This window comes from Kutzneria sp. 744, from assembly GCF_000568255.1.
GTDB lineage: Bacteria > Actinomycetota > Actinomycetes > Mycobacteriales > Pseudonocardiaceae > Kutzneria.
In genome coordinates this window covers 2,838,018-2,853,779 of record NZ_KK037166.1, presented here as the reverse complement: position 1 = coordinate 2,853,779, position 15,762 = coordinate 2,838,018, and the positions used below count along the sequence as shown (strand labels likewise).

Annotated in this window: 12 protein-coding genes; all 12 read left to right on the top strand. The window is 71.3% G+C overall.

All coding sequences use genetic code 11. The annotated features are described in order from the left end of the window. On the top strand, nucleotides 1–899 hold an 899-nt coding region (locus KUTG_RS12585; protein WP_043716949.1), incomplete at its 5' end, for an MFS transporter. Between the two features lie 124 nt (nucleotides 900–1,023). Then, complete coding sequence (aroF, locus tag KUTG_RS56240) at nucleotides 1,024–3,318, top strand: 3-deoxy-7-phosphoheptulonate synthase (RefSeq protein ID WP_084579254.1); 2,295 nt, start codon at nucleotides 1,024–1,026, stop codon at nucleotides 3,316–3,318. Between the two features lie 29 nt (nucleotides 3,319–3,347). Then, complete coding sequence (locus KUTG_RS12575) at nucleotides 3,348–4,661, top strand: AMP-binding protein (RefSeq protein WP_043716948.1); 1,314 nt, start codon at nucleotides 3,348–3,350, stop codon at nucleotides 4,659–4,661. Further along, a complete protein-coding gene (locus tag KUTG_RS65675; RefSeq protein ID WP_157494508.1) occupies nucleotides 4,658–6,013 on the top strand; it encodes a hypothetical protein in 1,356 nt (451 codons plus the stop codon). Before KUTG_RS12575 ends, KUTG_RS65675 begins: the two co-directional genes overlap by 4 nt. 24 nt (nucleotides 6,014–6,037) lie before the next feature. Further along, entirely contained in the window at nucleotides 6,038–7,045 is a 1,008-nt protein-coding gene (locus KUTG_RS12565; protein ID WP_157494507.1) for a hypothetical protein, read from the top strand. A 50-nt stretch (nucleotides 7,046–7,095) separates the two neighbouring features. Then, nucleotides 7,096–7,869 (top strand): hypothetical protein, encoded by a 774-nt coding sequence (locus tag KUTG_RS12560; RefSeq protein WP_043716942.1) that lies wholly within the window; start codon nucleotides 7,096–7,098, stop codon nucleotides 7,867–7,869. Further along, nucleotides 7,866–8,273 (top strand): hypothetical protein, encoded by a 408-nt coding sequence (locus KUTG_RS12555; RefSeq protein WP_043716940.1) that lies wholly within the window; start codon nucleotides 7,866–7,868, stop codon nucleotides 8,271–8,273. Before KUTG_RS12560 ends, KUTG_RS12555 begins: the two co-directional genes overlap by 4 nt. Continuing rightward, nucleotides 8,270–9,061 (top strand): hypothetical protein, encoded by a 792-nt coding sequence (locus KUTG_RS61140; RefSeq protein ID WP_043716937.1) that lies wholly within the window; start codon nucleotides 8,270–8,272, stop codon nucleotides 9,059–9,061. Before KUTG_RS12555 ends, KUTG_RS61140 begins: the two co-directional genes overlap by 4 nt. Continuing rightward, nucleotides 9,061–10,248, top strand: coding sequence for an OmpA family protein (locus KUTG_RS61135; protein ID WP_043716935.1), 1,188 nt, complete (start codon nucleotides 9,061–9,063; stop codon nucleotides 10,246–10,248). The genes KUTG_RS61140 and KUTG_RS61135 overlap by 1 nt, the downstream gene beginning before the upstream one ends. Before the next feature lie 13 nt (nucleotides 10,249–10,261). Next, a complete protein-coding gene (locus KUTG_RS53330; protein ID WP_052394391.1) occupies nucleotides 10,262–12,466 on the top strand; it encodes a protein kinase domain-containing protein in 2,205 nt (734 codons plus the stop codon). A 33-nt stretch (nucleotides 12,467–12,499) separates the two neighbouring features. After that, on the top strand, nucleotides 12,500–13,798 hold the full coding sequence (locus KUTG_RS12535) for a hypothetical protein (protein ID WP_157494505.1): 1,299 nt from the start codon (nucleotides 12,500–12,502) through the stop codon (nucleotides 13,796–13,798). Next, nucleotides 13,791–15,752 carry an AAA family ATPase gene (locus tag KUTG_RS12530; RefSeq protein WP_043716931.1) on the top strand — a complete coding sequence of 654 codons (1,962 nt, stop codon included), beginning with the start codon at nucleotides 13,791–13,793 and terminating at the stop codon, nucleotides 15,750–15,752. The genes KUTG_RS12535 and KUTG_RS12530 overlap by 8 nt, the downstream gene beginning before the upstream one ends. The last annotated feature ends 10 nt before the right edge of the window (nucleotides 15,753–15,762 follow it).

Here is a 15,762-nt window from a genome sequence, read left to right as displayed (position 1 = left end):
CCTCCCGCAGCGCCAAGCAGGTGCTTCTACCCGCCGTGCTGGCCGTGACGGGGGTCCCGGTCGAGCGCGGGACCAGCGCCGAGGAGTCCGCGCTGCGCACGGGGGATCTGCTGGGCGCGCCGCTCGGTGGCGTGCTGATCGGCCTGGTCGGGCCCACCTGGGTGCTGCTGGCCGACGGCGCGGCGCTGCTGTCCGCGGCGGTGCTGGTCGGCCTCCTGGTCCGGGTCCGCCCGGCCGTGAACCTCGCGCCGGCCCCGAGCACCCGGGCCTACCTGCGGGAGCTCCGGCAGGCCGCCGAGCACTTCCGGCAGGACCGGTTGTTGCTGGTCATCGGCGTGCAGTGCGCCGCGTTGAACGCCGTCACCGTGGGTCTGCTCTCGGTGCTGCTGCCGGCCTACGGGCTGACCGTGTGGCACAACAGCACGCTGGTCGGCGTGCTGATCGCCGCGTCGAGCGGGGCCAGCATCCTGGGCACCGCGCTGTACGGCTGGCTGGGCGACGGCGGCCACCGGTGGCGGGTGTTCGCGACCTGCTCGCTGATCTCCGGCGCGCCCGTCTTCCTGGCGGTGGCGGTCGACCCGAATCCGGTGCTGCTGGTGCTCGTGGTCTCCGCCTGCATGATGGCCAACGGCCCGATCAACCCGGTGATCGCCGCCGTCAAGTACGCCCGGGTGCCCGAGCAGCTGCGGGGCCGGGTGTTCGCGGCGTTCCACGCCTCGGCCAACGCAGCCATGCCGCTGGGCCTGCTGCTGGCCGGGGTGCTGCTGGACGCCGTCGGGCCGACCGCCGCGGTGCTCGCGCTGGGAGGGGTCTGCCTGGTCGTGACGCTGTGGCCGTTCCTGTTCCGGGTGTGGCGCGGAATGGACGAGCGGGCCGGCGTCCCCGTTCCGGCCGAATAATTCGCGCAACAAATGCGGCCCGCCGCAAGAAATGCCGCCTCATTACGCAACGAAGCCGGTCGTCGGTTCGCCCGGCGGAATCTAGTCTTTCGGGCGTCGACGGAATGGGAATGGGATCACGCTGATGCTCAGTCACGACCTGATCGACGTCATCGGCCGGACGCCGCTGGTCCGGCTGCGGCTCGGGGCCGACCGTGGCGTCGAGGTCTACGCCAAGTGCGAGGCGCTCGGCCCGGGCGGACCGGGGGCCAGGGCCGCCAGACTGGCCGTCGCCGCCGCTCGACCGGCCGATCATGCCCCGGTGGTGGTGAGCGGCGCCTGGGCGCCGGCAGTCGCGTTGGTGGCCGGCCGCCTCGGGCATCCGGTGCACGTCGTCGATGACGGCGTTGCCCGGCCCGCGTTGACGGCCCTGGGCTGCCTGCCCACGGCCGAGCCGCCGACATTGACGCCGGATGCGGTGTCCCAGGACGAGCTGGCGGCCGAGCTCGCCGAGGACCTGGACTGGATCGACGTCGTGGTCGGTGGTGACGACGACCTGCGGGCCACGGCCGGCGCGCTGCGGGCGCATCTGCCCGGCGTGCGCGTGGTGGGCGTGCGGGGTTCCTTGCCGCAGAACGGTTCGCCGTTCGACGAGTTGTACCGGCTGAACGAGCACGAGGCCTTCGAGGCGACCAGGAACCTGGCTTTCGACGAGAAACTGTTCGCCGGCCCGGTTTCCGGTGCGGTGTACCGGGTTCTGGGCGAGCTCGCGGCGAAGGCGGCCCCCGGCACCAGGATCGTCGGTGTCTTCCCGGACCGGGGCGAAGACTGCGTCGAGACCGTGTACAGCGACGAATACTGGGCGCGGCACCGGATCGCGGAGCTCCCGCTGTCCACGATGTCGGCTGCTCTCCCGGACAAGGCGCTGCGGGTGGTGTTCGTCGAGTCCTCGGACGTCGTCGTGCCGGCCGCCCTCGGCCTGACGCCGATCCACGTCAGGGCATGCGCGGACCCGATCGCCTTGCGTCGCACCGTGTTGCGGGCCTGTGGTGCCGACAAGATAGTCGGAGTGCTGTCCACCGGCAATGCCCACCAGGCCGTTGCGGCAAGGTTGGCCGCCGACCTCGGCGTCCCCGGCCCGTCGGCGGGATTCGGCGTCGAGCAGGTCGGCCGGGATCGGCAGATCCTGCCCGCGGAGTCCAACGGCGCGGTTGGATCGAGGGCGGTGCTGTCCCGGTTGTTCCGCCTCACCACGGGAACCGAGCTGGTGCAGGCCGAGCTCCGCGCGCTGGCAGGCGCGGGCGACCCGTCCTTCGACGGCGTCGCCGGCGTCCACTTCCTTCGTGCGCAGGGGATTCTCGACGAGGTGACCGGCGTCGACCTCGCTCGCGCCGTGCCCGGGGTCGAGGAGGTCGCCGTCACCACGCCGACCGGCGACCGGATCGGTGACCACGTCGGGTACGTCATCGCGCGGGCGGCCACCCGGGCCGAGCTGCTCGACCGGTTGGACCAGGCGGCCGCGCACCTGCACGTCCGACTGCGCCCGGCTCGTGTGCCATATCCCTTGGTCAGCCGGGAAGCCGTGGTCAACCGGTCGGTTGTGACGGTCGGCGGCGTCGAGATCGGCCCCGACACGTTCACCCTCATCGCCGGCCCGTGCGCCGTCGAGACGGTCGAGCAGACGTTCACCTCGGCGCGGATGGCGTTGGCGGCGGGCGCGACGCTGCTGCGCGGCGGCGCGTTCAAGCCCCGCAGTTCTCCTTACGGCTTCCGGGGTCTGCGCGAAGAGGGCCTGCGCATCCTGGCCGACGTCCGCGCCGAGACCGGGCTGCCGATCGTCACCGAGGTCGTCGACAGCCCCGACGTGGATCTGGTCGCCCGGTACGCCGACATGCTCCAGATCGGCACCCGGAACATGCAGAACTTCGGGCTGCTGGAGGCCGCCGCCGACAGCGGCCGGCCGATCCTGCTCAAGCGCGGCATGAGCGCCACCGTCCAGGAGTGGCTGCTGGCCGCCGAGTACGTCGCCGTGCGGGGCAACAACAACATCGTGTTGTGCGAGCGGGGCATCCGCACCTTCGAACCGTCCACTCGGAACACACTGGACCTCTCGGCGGTGCTCGTCGCCCAGGGACTGTCCCACCTGCCGGTGATCGTGGACCCCTCGCACGCCAGCGGCCTGCGAGAACTCGTGCTGCCACTGGCCCGGGCCGCCGTCGCGGTCGGCGCCGACGGCGTCATGCTCGACGTGCACCCCGAGCCCGAGAAAGCCTTGTGCGACGCCAAACAGGCCCTGGACGAGGCGGCGCTGGACGGGCTGGCCGAGGCGATGCGGGACTGGGCCACCCTGGCCGGCCGCCTGAGCCCGGACGTGCTGCGCCAGGATCCTTCGCATCAGGATCCTTCGCGTCAGGCCGAGCCGGCGGGCCAGGCTCGGTGATCGAGATCAGCACACCACGGAGGTTCCCGATGAACACCGGCATTCGGCTCGCCGCCGACCTGGACACGACCGGCCGGGAGGAGATCCAGCGGCTGCGGGACCACAACTTCACGCAGCTGGTGACCGCGGCCCGTCGCACCCCCGCCGTGCTGCGCCGCTGGCCCGGGCTGGACTCCGTGCACCGGGTCGAGGACCTGCCGTCGTTGCCCGTGTTGACCCCGGGCGCGCTGGCCGACGGCTGCCCGCCGCGCTCGGACGAGTTCCTGCTCGACGGCGACCGGCCCGGCATGGTGCTGCGGTCGAGCGGAACCTCCAGCAAGGTCAAGATGATGTACCACTCCTGGGAATTCAACGAGCAGGTGTCCGCGCTCGGCGCCCGCGGGCTACGCGCCGCCTTGCCCGAGCCGCCGCACCGGCTCGCGAACTGCCTCTACGGCGCCGACCTCAACGGCTCCTTCCTGTTCACCCAGGAGATCACCCGGCTGCTCGGTGCGCGGGTGTACCCGCTGGGCAACGTCACCAGCGTCGCCGACACCGCGAAGATGATCGCCGAGCACTCCATCGACACCCTGGCCGCGCCGCCCGGCTACGGCGTCGACCTGATCACCGGCACGCCCCCGGAGCAGCTCGCCCCGCTGCGAACCTTCCTGTATATCGGGGAAAGCCTCGGCCTGAGCCGCGTCAAGGCGCTCACCGACGCCCTGCCCGAGCTGACCGTGCGCTCGCTGGCCTACTCCACCACCGAGAGCGGGCCCATCGGCTACCAGTGCCGGTGGCAGACGGGCACCGACCACCACGTGCACGAGGACGCCGTGGTGGTGGAGGTCGTGGACGAGGAGACCGGGCTCGCCGTGGCCGACGGCGAGGAGGGTGAGCTGCTGGTCACGCCGCTGAGCGACACCGGCATGGCCCTTTTTCGTTACGCCATCGGCGATCGGGGCCGCCTGAGCCGGCAGCCGTGCCGCTGTGGCAGCCAGGCCGCCGTGCTGACGCTGCTGGGCCGGGCCCGGCAGTCGCTGAACGTGGACTCCGAGACCGTCTCCGCCGACCAGCTGATGTCGCGGCTCGCCCTGGTCGGCATCACCGACCCCGCCGACTGCCAGTTCCAGGTGTTGTGGGACGTCAACCGCTATCGCGTGCGGTTGCTCCTGTCGCCGAGCACGCCCCGGGACGTCACCGTGGACGCCGTGGTCGCCGCCTTCTCCGACACCGTGGAGCTCAACCAGATCGTCACCGGGCCGCGCTGCCTCGGGTTCACCGTGGAGCACGTCGAGCCGCACGAGTTCGTTCGCACCGAGCGGGGCAAGGTGCCCACCCTTTACCAGAAGCTGGTGACCGCATGAGCCGCACTGTCACTCAGTCCTATGTGGACGAATGTGCCGCCGGGGGGCGCGACGGACTGCGCGGGGTCGTCGACCACCTGCGGTTCCCGCCGCACTTCACCGCCGCCTTCGACGGCCGGGTGCTCGGCCGCCCGCTTTTCGTCGAGGACAGCCAGATCCGGGACGTCGCCGACCGGCTCATGCGGTTCCACCACCTCGTCGTCTCCCTGCCCGGCCGGCTGTTCGACGGCGACGTCCTCGCCTACGGGGAGGCGCTCGGGCTCGACCGTCGGTCGGTGGACATCCTGTGCCGCAACGGTCTCGTGCCGCCCGTCCCGTACGGGCGGGCCGACCTGCACCGCGACGGCGACTCCTGGCAGCTGCTGGAGTTCAACATCGGCGCCGACCTCGGCGGCATGGAGCGCACCGGCGACATCCCCCGTGCGCTGATGGACGTGCCCCGGTTCCGTGAGTTCGCCGAGGCCCACCGACTGTCCTATCCGGACATCGGCGCCAGCATCGCCCGCATGCTCACCCGCTGCGCGGAATCCGTGTCCGCCGCCGGCGCGCCCGTCGTCGTGATGCTGGAGAGCAACGGCCGCATGGCCAAGTACCAGAAGTACATGCTGCCCTTCCAGGAGTTCATGCGGGGCAAGGGAATCGACCTCCGCCTGGCCGAGGTCGGCCAGCTTGGCGCCAGGGCCGGCAAGGTCCACCTCGACGGCACCCCCGTTGACGTCATCCTGCGTTACGTCTCCGTCGACCAGATCCTCGCCGACCCCGACGTCGCCGCCGGCATGGAGCCCGTGTTCCGGGCCCACGAGGAGGGTCGGACCGTGCAGTTGACCCCCATCTGCACCGACCTGCACGGCAACAAGGGCATCCTGCCCATGCTCCACGACTCCCGCTTCCGGGCCGCCCTCACGGCTTCCGAGCTCTCCCTCGTCGACGGCATCCTCCCGTGGACCCGCTCCATGGCCGACCCCAAGGTCGACGTGGACGGCCACCCCGTCGACCTCGTCGACTACTGCCGCGCCCACCGCGCCGACCTCATCCTCAAGCCCAACAACGACGCCCGCGGCGGCGGCATCGTCGCCGGCTGGGAGTCCACCGACCAGGACTGGCACCAGGCCCTCACCTCCTGCGACCGCCCCCGCACCCTCGTCCAGCGCCGCGCCCCCGCCCAGCCCGAGCCCGTCGCCGACCCCGCCACCGGCCACCTTCGCGACTGGTTCGCCACCTGGGGCGTCTATCTCACCGACGAGGGCTACGCCGGCACCTACATCCGTGCCCTCTCCGAATCCGCCACCAGCGCCGTCGTCGGCTGGGACGCCCTGCCCCAGCTCACCGCGGCCTTCAGCCACCCCGACTGACCCCTTCGGCGTGGCGCGGGCAGCGTGCGCTCGGCCGACTCCCTCTTGATCGTCCATTGCCGAGCCGGTACCAAGTTCGATCATGAAGGGGGACAGGAGGCTCTCCGGTGCCGAAACTGCGATGACGAAGTCACCGGCCGCGCGGGCGGTGCGGGACGGGGGCCCGACGTGGCGTGGTTCGTGCACTGCTGGCCCCGTGCGCAGGTGGCCACCGAGGGCATGGAACTGCTCGAAGACCGGCCCGGTGGCCTGCGACTCCAGCTCCTCCGTTGCCGGCACTGCGGCACCGAACGGGCGTGCCGTCCGGGCTGGCGCACTCGATGTCATATCTGCCTCGATCGGCGCAGCGCGCAGGACCTTCCCGCGATGCGGCAAGCTCGGGATGCCCTGGCCACGTTCCGAGCCAACCGGCAGATCGACCTGGTGCGCCAATTCCTGGGTCTGAGAACCGGCGAGCCCACGCCGTTGCCGGGGGTCGCGGAGTTCCTGGCCGCCACCGCACTCGAAGCGACCCTGGACAGCTACAGGCGCCCGGGCTGGACCGTGCTCGCCGGTGATGTGCACGGCCTCCCGTGGATGGGCACCCCGCTCGGCTCCGCGTCACATGGCACCTGGGGCCGGCACGACGCCTGCGGAACGGTCGCCAAGCTCAACAGAGGCCGAACCGAGTGCCCCACGTGCCCGCCCGAGTCGGATTCTCGCACGCACCGCGCCCGTGCGAACGACCCTCACCTGCTCTACCTCGTCCGATACCGTCACTGGCACAAGTTCGGGCATGGTGACGACCGGCGTGTGCGCGCCCACCTACGTGCCGGAGCGCGCGTCGTCCAGGTCCTCGCCGCGACCCATGCTGAAGTCGTCATCGGCGAGAGCGCGCTCAAACGCCGCCACCGCGAACACGCAGTCGGGGCCAGGCCGACGATGCCGTTCACGTTCGGCACCGGCACCGAAGTGTTGCCCACCCGCATCCCCGTCGACCTCACCACGGTGCTCCCCAGCGGGCGTGATGTGACCCACCGCTACATCGACTGAACGCTGCGCCGAGGTGCGGTCCGTCAGATGGAGATGTGGCGGGAGGACGAATGGGAGCCGGTGCCGGGGTGACCGGCGCCGACAGCTCGATACGGTCGCAGCGGCGGGTCGACCGCTGGAAGGGACGGCGTGACGGCCGGCGCCGGCAGCCGATGTTCAACGACGTCGTGGGTCTGCACGAGCAGGGGCGCGCGGCGACGGCGCAGCACCCGAATCACCTGCTGGAGCAGCAGCTCCACGAGGTGGAGGGGGAATACCGCGCGTGGGTGGCGCGGATCGCCGACCGCCTGCGCCGGCTCGCGGCATTGGAGCAGAACCGCGCGTCCGCGAACAGCGCGCAGACGCGGCTGGCCGCGGCCGTGGTGGCGGCCGGCGCGGCGATCACCGTCGAAGAGCTGATGCCGCGCAACCCCATCGAGCTCACCGTGCTGGAAGCCGGCGTGATCCGTGGCCGCCGGGAGGACATGCGCGCACAGCGCATCGCCACGGCTCGGATGAACGAGGCCGCCGGATTCACCACGCTGCAACAGCTGGACAGCGAGATCGCCGCCGTGAAGGCGGAGATGAGCGGCGAGTTCGTGCTGGCGCAGACCGCCGCGCGCCAGGCCGGCGCCCGCTACGCCGCTCGCGTCGAGACCTATTGGGAGAACGTCGTGCACGTCCATCCGGAAGGCCCGCATCTGGCGCCTATCCTGCGTTTCACCTCCCAGCTGATGCCCGACTGGGTGACAGCCCCACCGGTGCACGAGCCGGCCGGCCTGGCGCCGGACCTGTTCGTGCCGCGCGGGATCGTGCGACGGCTGGCCCGGGTGGACGAATCGTGAGGGTCCTCTGGTGGCGCGACCGCCAGCGGGCGAAGGTCCGTGAGCTGGAGCGGAAGCTGCGCGACCTGCAGTGGTCGCCGACGGTCGACGCGAGCGAGGCCCGCAAGAACATCAAGCACATCAAGCGCGTGCGCGGCCGGGTCACGGACGAGTACGTGGACACGTTCGTCGTCGACTGGTTGGCCGCGGCCAAGCGGAAGCACGACACCGTCGGCGTGGACCTGCGGCTGCTGGCCGCCCACGTCGAGGAGATCCGGACCGGCTTCGGGATCCGCCTTGACCACCAGGAGGACGTGGTGAGCGATCTGAAGGCCGCGGTGGCCCATGCCTGGGACCGGATCAGTGATCCGGACAGTCCCTTCTTCGAGCCCAGGACCAGACGCATGGACGGAGGCCGCCCGTGACCACTGCGCCGACGCGCGAGTTCGAGAGCCGACGCCGCACGATCGTCGGGAACCTGGCGCTCATCGCCGGCCGGTCGTTCTGGGTGGCGCTGGTCTCTTACGCGATCCTGGTCGGGGCCGGCGTGACCGACCTCATGACCTTCCACCAGGCCATCGAACTGGCGATCGACCAGGACGAGTGGATCCTGTGGACGATCGTCGGCGGCTTCACCCTCATCGCCATCCTGCTGTCGCACATGGTCGGGCAGTTCGGCCACCGGAGCGTGCGATCGCGGCACGCCCCCGGTTCCAGGATCATCGCGTGCTCGGCCCTGGCCGGCTGGGTGGCGCTGGGCGCGATGTCGTTTCTGTTCCGATGGAACTTCACCGCCGACGCGGGCCCGCTCACCGGCCCCAGCGGCGACGTGCTGCCGGCCGACCCCTCGGTCGACGAGGGGCACTACACGGCCCTGCTGTTCGTCGCGCTGTTCGTCGGCACCGGCGTGGTGTCGGCGGTCGCCGGCTACAACAAGCCGAGCGCGGCCGTCGGACAGTACCTCCGGGCCCGGCGGAAGCTGGACAAGGCCAACGAGGTGCGGGTGGAGCTGGCCGAGGCGTCGACCGCGGCCGACGCGCTGGCCCGCACCGTCGAGGAGAGCCGCCGGGGGCACGAGGCCGACTGGCAGTCCATGGCGCAGGCGACCATCCAGCTGAGCAACCGCCTCAAGGACGAGTTCGACGCGCGTCCGCGCGACCACGGGCCACTGGGCATCGACCCGACACAACCCGATTCCGGAGGGGAATCCTGATGGCACGCACTCTTGCGCCGCTCGCGGCGGTCCTGCTCGCCGCCGGTCTGCTGGCGGCCTGCTCGTCCACGTCGGCGCAGCCAGCGGCGTCGACGTGGACGCCGAAGCCCGACGGCTGCCCGGCCGCCGCGGGCAAGCCCGTGACGCTCGTCGTCGGGGCCCGCATGGGCAGCCAGCGGCCGCAGTTGCCCGATCCGATCCCCGCGATGATCGAGCAGGCCATGGCGGCGGGGCAGAAGGTGCAGCTGATCCGGCTCGACGGCGAGCCGAGCGTGGTGACCACCGCGCAGCCGTCGCTGACCGCCACGAACACGGCCAAACGGGAGAACGACCTGAAGATCGCCGAGAAGCGGTTCTTCGAGGCGGTCGCCACGCTCCAGCCCAAGGCCCCCGAGGCGGACGTGCTCGGCGCGCTGACCGAGGCCGGCGGCGTCACCGACGAGGGCGGGACCGTCGTCGTGGTGGACTCCGGCATCGCGACGGCGGGGCAGCTGACCTTCCGCGCCAAGGCGATGTTCGGCGCGGACCCGAAGGACGTCGCCGACAGCCTCTTCGCGCAGCACCAGCTGCCCAAGCTGAGCAAGATGTCCGTGGTGCTGGTCGCACCGGGCAAGACGGCCGAACCGCAGGCCGAGCTGGATCACGCCCAGCAGGAGCACATCGCCGCGATCTGGCAGGCCGTCGCGGCCAGGGCCGACGCCGCCTGCACCGCCGTCGTTCCCGGCCAGACGCACCGGGATCGGTTCGACACCACTGTGCCGGTGACCACCGTCGACCTGCCGTCCGATCCGCCGGTCAATCCCTGTGGCACCACGGTGTACGACGACAGCAGCGCGGTCGGCTTCGTCGCGGACCAGGCGACGTTCCGCGACCCCGACGCGGCGCAGCGCACGCTGAAGCAGTTGGTGGACAAGGTGTCCGGCCAGCCGGTGACGATGAAGCTGATCGGCAACACCTCCAGCGCCGGGACCTCGGAGCCGGATCGGGTCGCGCTGTCCCAGCAACGGGCCCAGGCCGTGAAGGCCGTCCTGGTGCGCCTCGGCGTGCCGGACGGTCGCATCACGGCCGAGGGGGACGGGAGCACCGGCAAGTACCATGCCGCCGACCGAACTGCCAACGGCTCGCTGGATCCGGTGAAGGCGACCGCGAACCGGTCCGTGGTCGTAGAAACCTCGTGCTCGGGCTGACGGGGGCACACGCATGACGGCCTTCGGCGGTGGGCCCGCGACCGTGTGTGAGGACCCGCGCGCCGATGCGGCGACGGTGGTCGGCCACCGTCAGCGGGACGCCAACGACACGGAGGTCGAGCCCGGGCGGGAGCATGCGCGGTCGGACCGGGGACGGGCCCTGCCGGCCGGGCTCGCCACGCGTTTCGAGCTGGTGCGCGACCTGGCGGCGTCGGCCCAGGGTGACGTGTATCTGGTACGGGAGCGGGACGGCGCCGGTCAGCGAGTGGTGAAGCTCTACCGGCTGCCGTCCCGCCTCGCCGACGGCGTGACAGAGTACCTGCCCCGTCGCCGCAGCCGGCACATCGTTGCGGTGGAGGAGATCGGGGAGGAGGCGGGCCGCCAGTACGAGATCATGGAGTACCTGGCCGGCGGCAGCCTGCTCGATCTGCGTGACCGCAATCGGTCCGGTGTGGACACTCAGACCATCGAGACGGTGGTGCGGCAGCTGGCCGAGGCGCTGGGGGAGCTGCACGGCGAGAACATCGTGCACCGCGACCTCAAGCCCGCCAACGTCTTGGTGCGGGGCCTGGAACCACTCGACGTCGCGTTGGCCGACTTCGGCATCAGTTGGCACAGCGAATACTGGCCCTGCGTCGACGTCAGCAACGACATCGGCACCGTGCCGTTCACGCCGCCGGAGTTCCTGGTCGGTGCCGAGATTGCGGCGGCGTTCGACTGGTGGTCGCTGGGGATGACCGTGCTGGAACTGGCCATCGGCCGCCCGGCGTTCCCCAACGTCGACAATCCGATGCTGTTGCGGAGCCGGGTGGCCGGCCGGCCGGTGCCGGTCGACGACGTCCCGGACGAACGGATCCGGCTGCTGTGCTCCGGTCTCCTGACGATGGACCCCGAACACCGGTGGGGTCCGGAGCAGGTTGCCCGGTGGCTCGCCGGCGAGTCCCCACCAGTGGCCGCCGCGCCGCCGCCCAGCGGCGGCGAGATCGCGGCCGGGGATCCCTTCGTGTTCGCCGGCGCCGAGTACCACACCCGCAGCGAACTCGCCGTGGCCATGTACGACGGTTGGGAGACGGCGAGGGCCACCCTGTTCGAGGGACGAAAGGACGCACGGGACCAACTCCGTGCCTGGCTGGGGCAGTTCGCCGACTACGAACCGCCGCCGAAGCTCGACCGAGGCACGTCCGCCGATGTGCGGCTGCTGTACGAGCTGCGCGCCATGCACGCCGGCTACGAGCCGATCTACCGCCATCGACGAATCACCGTGGCCCACCTGCCTTTGCTCGCCCACGACGCGGTCCAGCGGATCGAGGCGAGCGCGGACATCGTGGCGGATCTGTGGCGTGCGAGATTGCTGCCTGTCCTGTCCGAGGGATCCGGTGGCGACGGGCTGCGGGAGGTCTGGGGCCGGTGGCAGGACGCGGTGGGACGCCAGGCCCCGGCGGCCGGTTTGATTCCGGACCGGGACGCACGAGCCGAGCTGCGCCGGATCCTGCACGACGAACCGTTCGCCTGGGCGCTGGCGCTGCATGAGGTCACGGCGACCGTCAACCACGAGCGTGAGGCCCGGGATGCCGTCGGCCGCCTGCGGCACCGTGCGGGGATCCCCTGGTTCGCCGGGCTGGCCGACCGTCATCTGTGGCTCGCCTACGCCCTGAGCGCCTACGCGGAGCGGCAGGCCAACCAGCATGATCGCGACGAGCGGGCCCGGCTCGACCGCGAGGCCCGGTTGCGCCGCACCGCGCGGCAGCGGGAGTGGTCGCATCGGCAGAACCGGCCGTACGCGCTCGGCTACGCCGTCACCGGTGTCGCGGCAGTCGCCGTGCTCCTGTTCGTCCTCGTCGGCATCAGCGACTGGGTCGGCATCGCGACGGACGCCCAGATCGTCGACGCATGGTTCGCGGTCTCGGCCGCGCTCGTCACGACGACGCTGGCGGAATCGTTGCTGGCGTGGGAAACCGGCGGGCGGTTCCATCCCCGGTACTCGTTCCTCGGAGCCGGCGCCATGGCACTCGGCCGGGCGAGCCGCACCCTGCTCGACCGGCGCGCGGCCACCCCGGTCGTGTTGGCCGCGTTGGCACTGCTGGCCGCGCTGACGATCTATCTACCGGCCGCCACCCCGCTCGTCCTCTGCGGATCGATGCTCGTGTGGACGGTCCGGCGGCACGCGCGCTATCGCGAGGACCTGCGCCATGAGCGGGAGATAGTCGCCGGCGGCTGACGCGGTCCGTCAGGTATCGGCGAGGAGGTGCGGATGAGTTCCGGAGGAGTTGTTCTTATCGCGCCCGCCGTGGGAGTGGTCGTGGTGGGCGCGGTCGTTGTGGTCGCCACGGCCGCGGCCGCCGGCGCGGTGTTGGCGCTCAAGGCGGCGAACGCGGCCGTGGAAAGCGGTGTCCGCGCGGTCGGCGACTACGGCGACAGGCTGGAACGCGAGGTGCAGCGGCTGGACGAGCAGGCGCAGGCCGCCATTCGGTGGGAGTACGCCGCCGCCGATGTCGTCGGCCTCAACGGTCGCATCCGCATGGTGCGGGAGCAGGCGGCCGCCGCGGGCGTGCAGCTGGCCGTGCCCAGCCCGGTCCGGCTCGGGTCCTGTGTGACCCTGCCCCAGCTGCTCGACGAAGCCCGGCGCGTGCAGGCCGAACTGGTTGTGGCGCAGGACCTTCTCGACTCGCGGGTAGGGTTGCCGGAGTTGACCGTCAAGGTCGAGACCGCCAGCTCGGCGGCATCCAGCGCGGCCATTCGCGAGGCGCTGCTCGGCCGCCACACCAAGGTCGTCGCCCCATCGTCCCCGATCACCCCGGACGAGATCGCCCGTATCGTCGCCGAGCTCGACGCCGACGCCTCCCTTCGGGAGCGGGACCTGGTGCTCGCGACGGCGTCCGCCGCGCTGGCCAACCCGCAGGAGCGGACGATGTACCTGGGCGAGCTCCGCGACAAGGTCTTCGTGAAGATCAACCCGCGGGTGCGCGGCCGTCGATGGGCCGCGACCCAGCTGGAGATGCTGGAGAGCCCGCCGGTCGCCGAGGTCGTGGCCGGCGTCGAACCGCCCGGACCGCTGGCCGGCACCCTCGCCCGGCTACGCGAGGTGGTGCGGGGCAACGCGGACGTGACGGATGAGCTGCGGAAGGAGACCACCGCGCTATGCACGCGGGCCAGTCGGCACGCCGAGCAGCTCATGTACCGCGACGTGGCGCGGCAGCAGCTCGTCGACCTCGGCTACACGGTCGAGGAGACCTACCCGGCCGGCCAGCGCATCGGGATGCGGGTCAGCCGTGAGGAGTGGAACAAGGAGCACACCGCCGACGTGTGGGTGGACGGCGACACGGTCAGGACGCAGTTGGTCCGGGCGGTCCGGGTGGACAACGACGAGGCCCGGCACCATGAGCTGCGTCGTTGCGAGCACATCGTCGAAGACGTCAAGCGGGCGGCCGGCAAGATCGGCGGCACGGTGAGGGTGGAGACGCGGATCGAACCCGCTGCGGTGCCCGACAACCTGCCGAACCACGTGCGGTCGGGCACCACGAAGAGGCGGACGAGGAGCCGCGATGTCTGAGCGCAGCGAGAACCTGTCGAACTTTCCCGGATTCGTCGACGAGATCATCGGCACACTGGGCGTGCAATCGCAGTATGTGTTGCACGGCAACATCCGTGACCAGTTCCTGGTGCAGACCGGCGACCAGCGGCTGGAGATCCTGCCGCTGCGCGAGGCCCTGTGGGCCGGGCTGCGGCGGCAGGGCTTCGAGGCGCTGGTGTGTTACGACCCGGTCGACGGCCTGTCGGTCCATCCGCCGGAGGACGGCCGGGCGAAACAGGTCGTCGAAGCCTTGCTGGGGCATGGCGTGATCGGGCGGCGGCCGTCGCTGGATCGGCTACGCGGACACTTGGCCAAGTTGGTCGGCGCGCGCGAGCAGCCGGAGATGGAAGCGGCGCGGCCGGACTCCGCAAAGTCGCCGGCCGACAACCCCATCGGGGGCGGCGGGCCGTCGACAAGGATCGCCGTTGTCGTCGAGCACGCGTCGAGAATGATCCTCGTGCCCGGTCAGCTCCAGGACAGTGAGCTCGAGTTCTTCCTGTTCTGCCACCGGCTCGCGCTGACGGCGACGCCCTCCAAGGCGGGCGATCCGCAGGCGCCGCTGCGGTACAACCCGATCATCTGGCTGGTCGACGGGGAGCGGGACCTGCCGGCCTGGCTGACCGCGGGCGTGGACCAGATGCGGACCATCGGCATCGGTCTGCCGGGCCTGGCCGAGCGGCTGGCCATGGCCCGGCGGCTGATCGGCAGCTTCGCGCCGCCGCCGGCGAGCGCGGTGCCCCCGACCAGGGAACCGGCCGAGGAGCTGGCCAACCGCACCGAAGGCATGACGCTCGAAGCGATGATGCGGATCACCCGACTCGCGCGGGAACGCCGGCTGAGCCAGGACGAGATCGCCGACGCGGTCCGGATCTACACCCTCGGCGTGGACACGAATCCGTGGCGCAAGGCCAGCGTGCGCGCGCAGATCACCAAGGGCGAGAAGGTGATCGGCGACCGGGTCCGTGGGCAGAACAGGGCCGTCGTCAAGACTCTCGACATTCTCAAGCGGGCCGCGCTCGGGTTGTCCGGCGCGCAGGCGACCACGGCCGGCTCGCGGCCGCGCGGCGTGCTGTTCTTCGCCGGCCCGACCGGCGTCGGCAAGACCGAGCTGGCCAAGCAGGTTGCCGAGCTGCTCTTCGGCGACGCCAAGGCGTACCTGCGCTTCGACATGAGCGAGTTCGCCGCCCAGCACGCCGCCGACCGGCTGGTCGGTGCCCCGCCGGGCTACGTGGGCTTCGAAGCCGGTGGCGAGCTGACCGGCGCGGTGCGGCGCAAGCCGTTCCAGGTCGTGCTGTTCGACGAGATCGAGAAGGCGCACCCGCAGGTGCTGGACAAGTTCCTGCAGATCCTGGAGGACGGCCGGCTCACCGACGGCCAGGGCGTGACCACGCACTTCTCCGAATGCGTGCTGATCTTCACGTCCAATCTCGGCATTGTCGAGACGGATCCGCAGACGAACGAACGGCGGCAACTCATCCTGCCGGGCCTGCCGTACGAGGAGCTGGAGGCCAGGGTGAAGGCGGCCATCCGCGACCACTTCAACTTCGAGATCGGCCGGCCGGAGCTGCTCAACCGCCTGGGCGACAACATCGTCGTGTTCGACTTCATCGACAAGGACACGACGGCGGGGGAGATCTTCGCGTCGCAGCTGGGCAACATCTCCGCGACCGTGAAGGCGGCGCTCGGGGTCACGCTGCAGATCGGCGGCGCGGCCCTGCTGGGGCTCAGCGACGCCTGCACGGAGAATCTGGAGCACGGCGGCCGCGGCATCGGCAACATGCTGGAGAGCAACCTGATCAACCCGTTGTCCCGCAAGCTGTTCGAGGAGGACGTCAGCCCGGGCGACACCGCCGTGGTGACCGGATTCCGGCCCGCCGAGGGCGCCACCGCGCCGGCGTTGGACATCAGGATCGACCGTGGTGGTGGCCGGTGACTCGGCAGTG

Bases quoted from the DNA above. Each gene is read 5' to 3' on its own strand.
- aroF (WP_084579254.1), top strand. From the start codon at position 1,024: ATGCTCAGTCACGACCTGATCGACGTCATCGGCCGGACGCCGCTGGTC.
- KUTG_RS12575 (WP_043716948.1), top strand. From the start codon at position 3,348: ATGAACACCGGCATTCGGCTCGCCGCCGACCTGGACACGACCGGCCGG.
- KUTG_RS65675 (WP_157494508.1), top strand. From the start codon at position 4,658: ATGAGCCGCACTGTCACTCAGTCCTATGTGGACGAATGTGCCGCCGGG.
- KUTG_RS12560 (WP_043716942.1), top strand. From the start codon at position 7,096: ATGGGAGCCGGTGCCGGGGTGACCGGCGCCGACAGCTCGATACGGTCG.
- KUTG_RS61135 (WP_043716935.1), top strand. From the start codon at position 9,061: ATGGCACGCACTCTTGCGCCGCTCGCGGCGGTCCTGCTCGCCGCCGGT.
- KUTG_RS53330 (WP_052394391.1), top strand. From the start codon at position 10,262: ATGACGGCCTTCGGCGGTGGGCCCGCGACCGTGTGTGAGGACCCGCGC.
- KUTG_RS12535 (WP_157494505.1), top strand. From the start codon at position 12,500: ATGAGTTCCGGAGGAGTTGTTCTTATCGCGCCCGCCGTGGGAGTGGTC.
- KUTG_RS12530 (WP_043716931.1), top strand. From the start codon at position 13,791: ATGTCTGAGCGCAGCGAGAACCTGTCGAACTTTCCCGGATTCGTCGAC.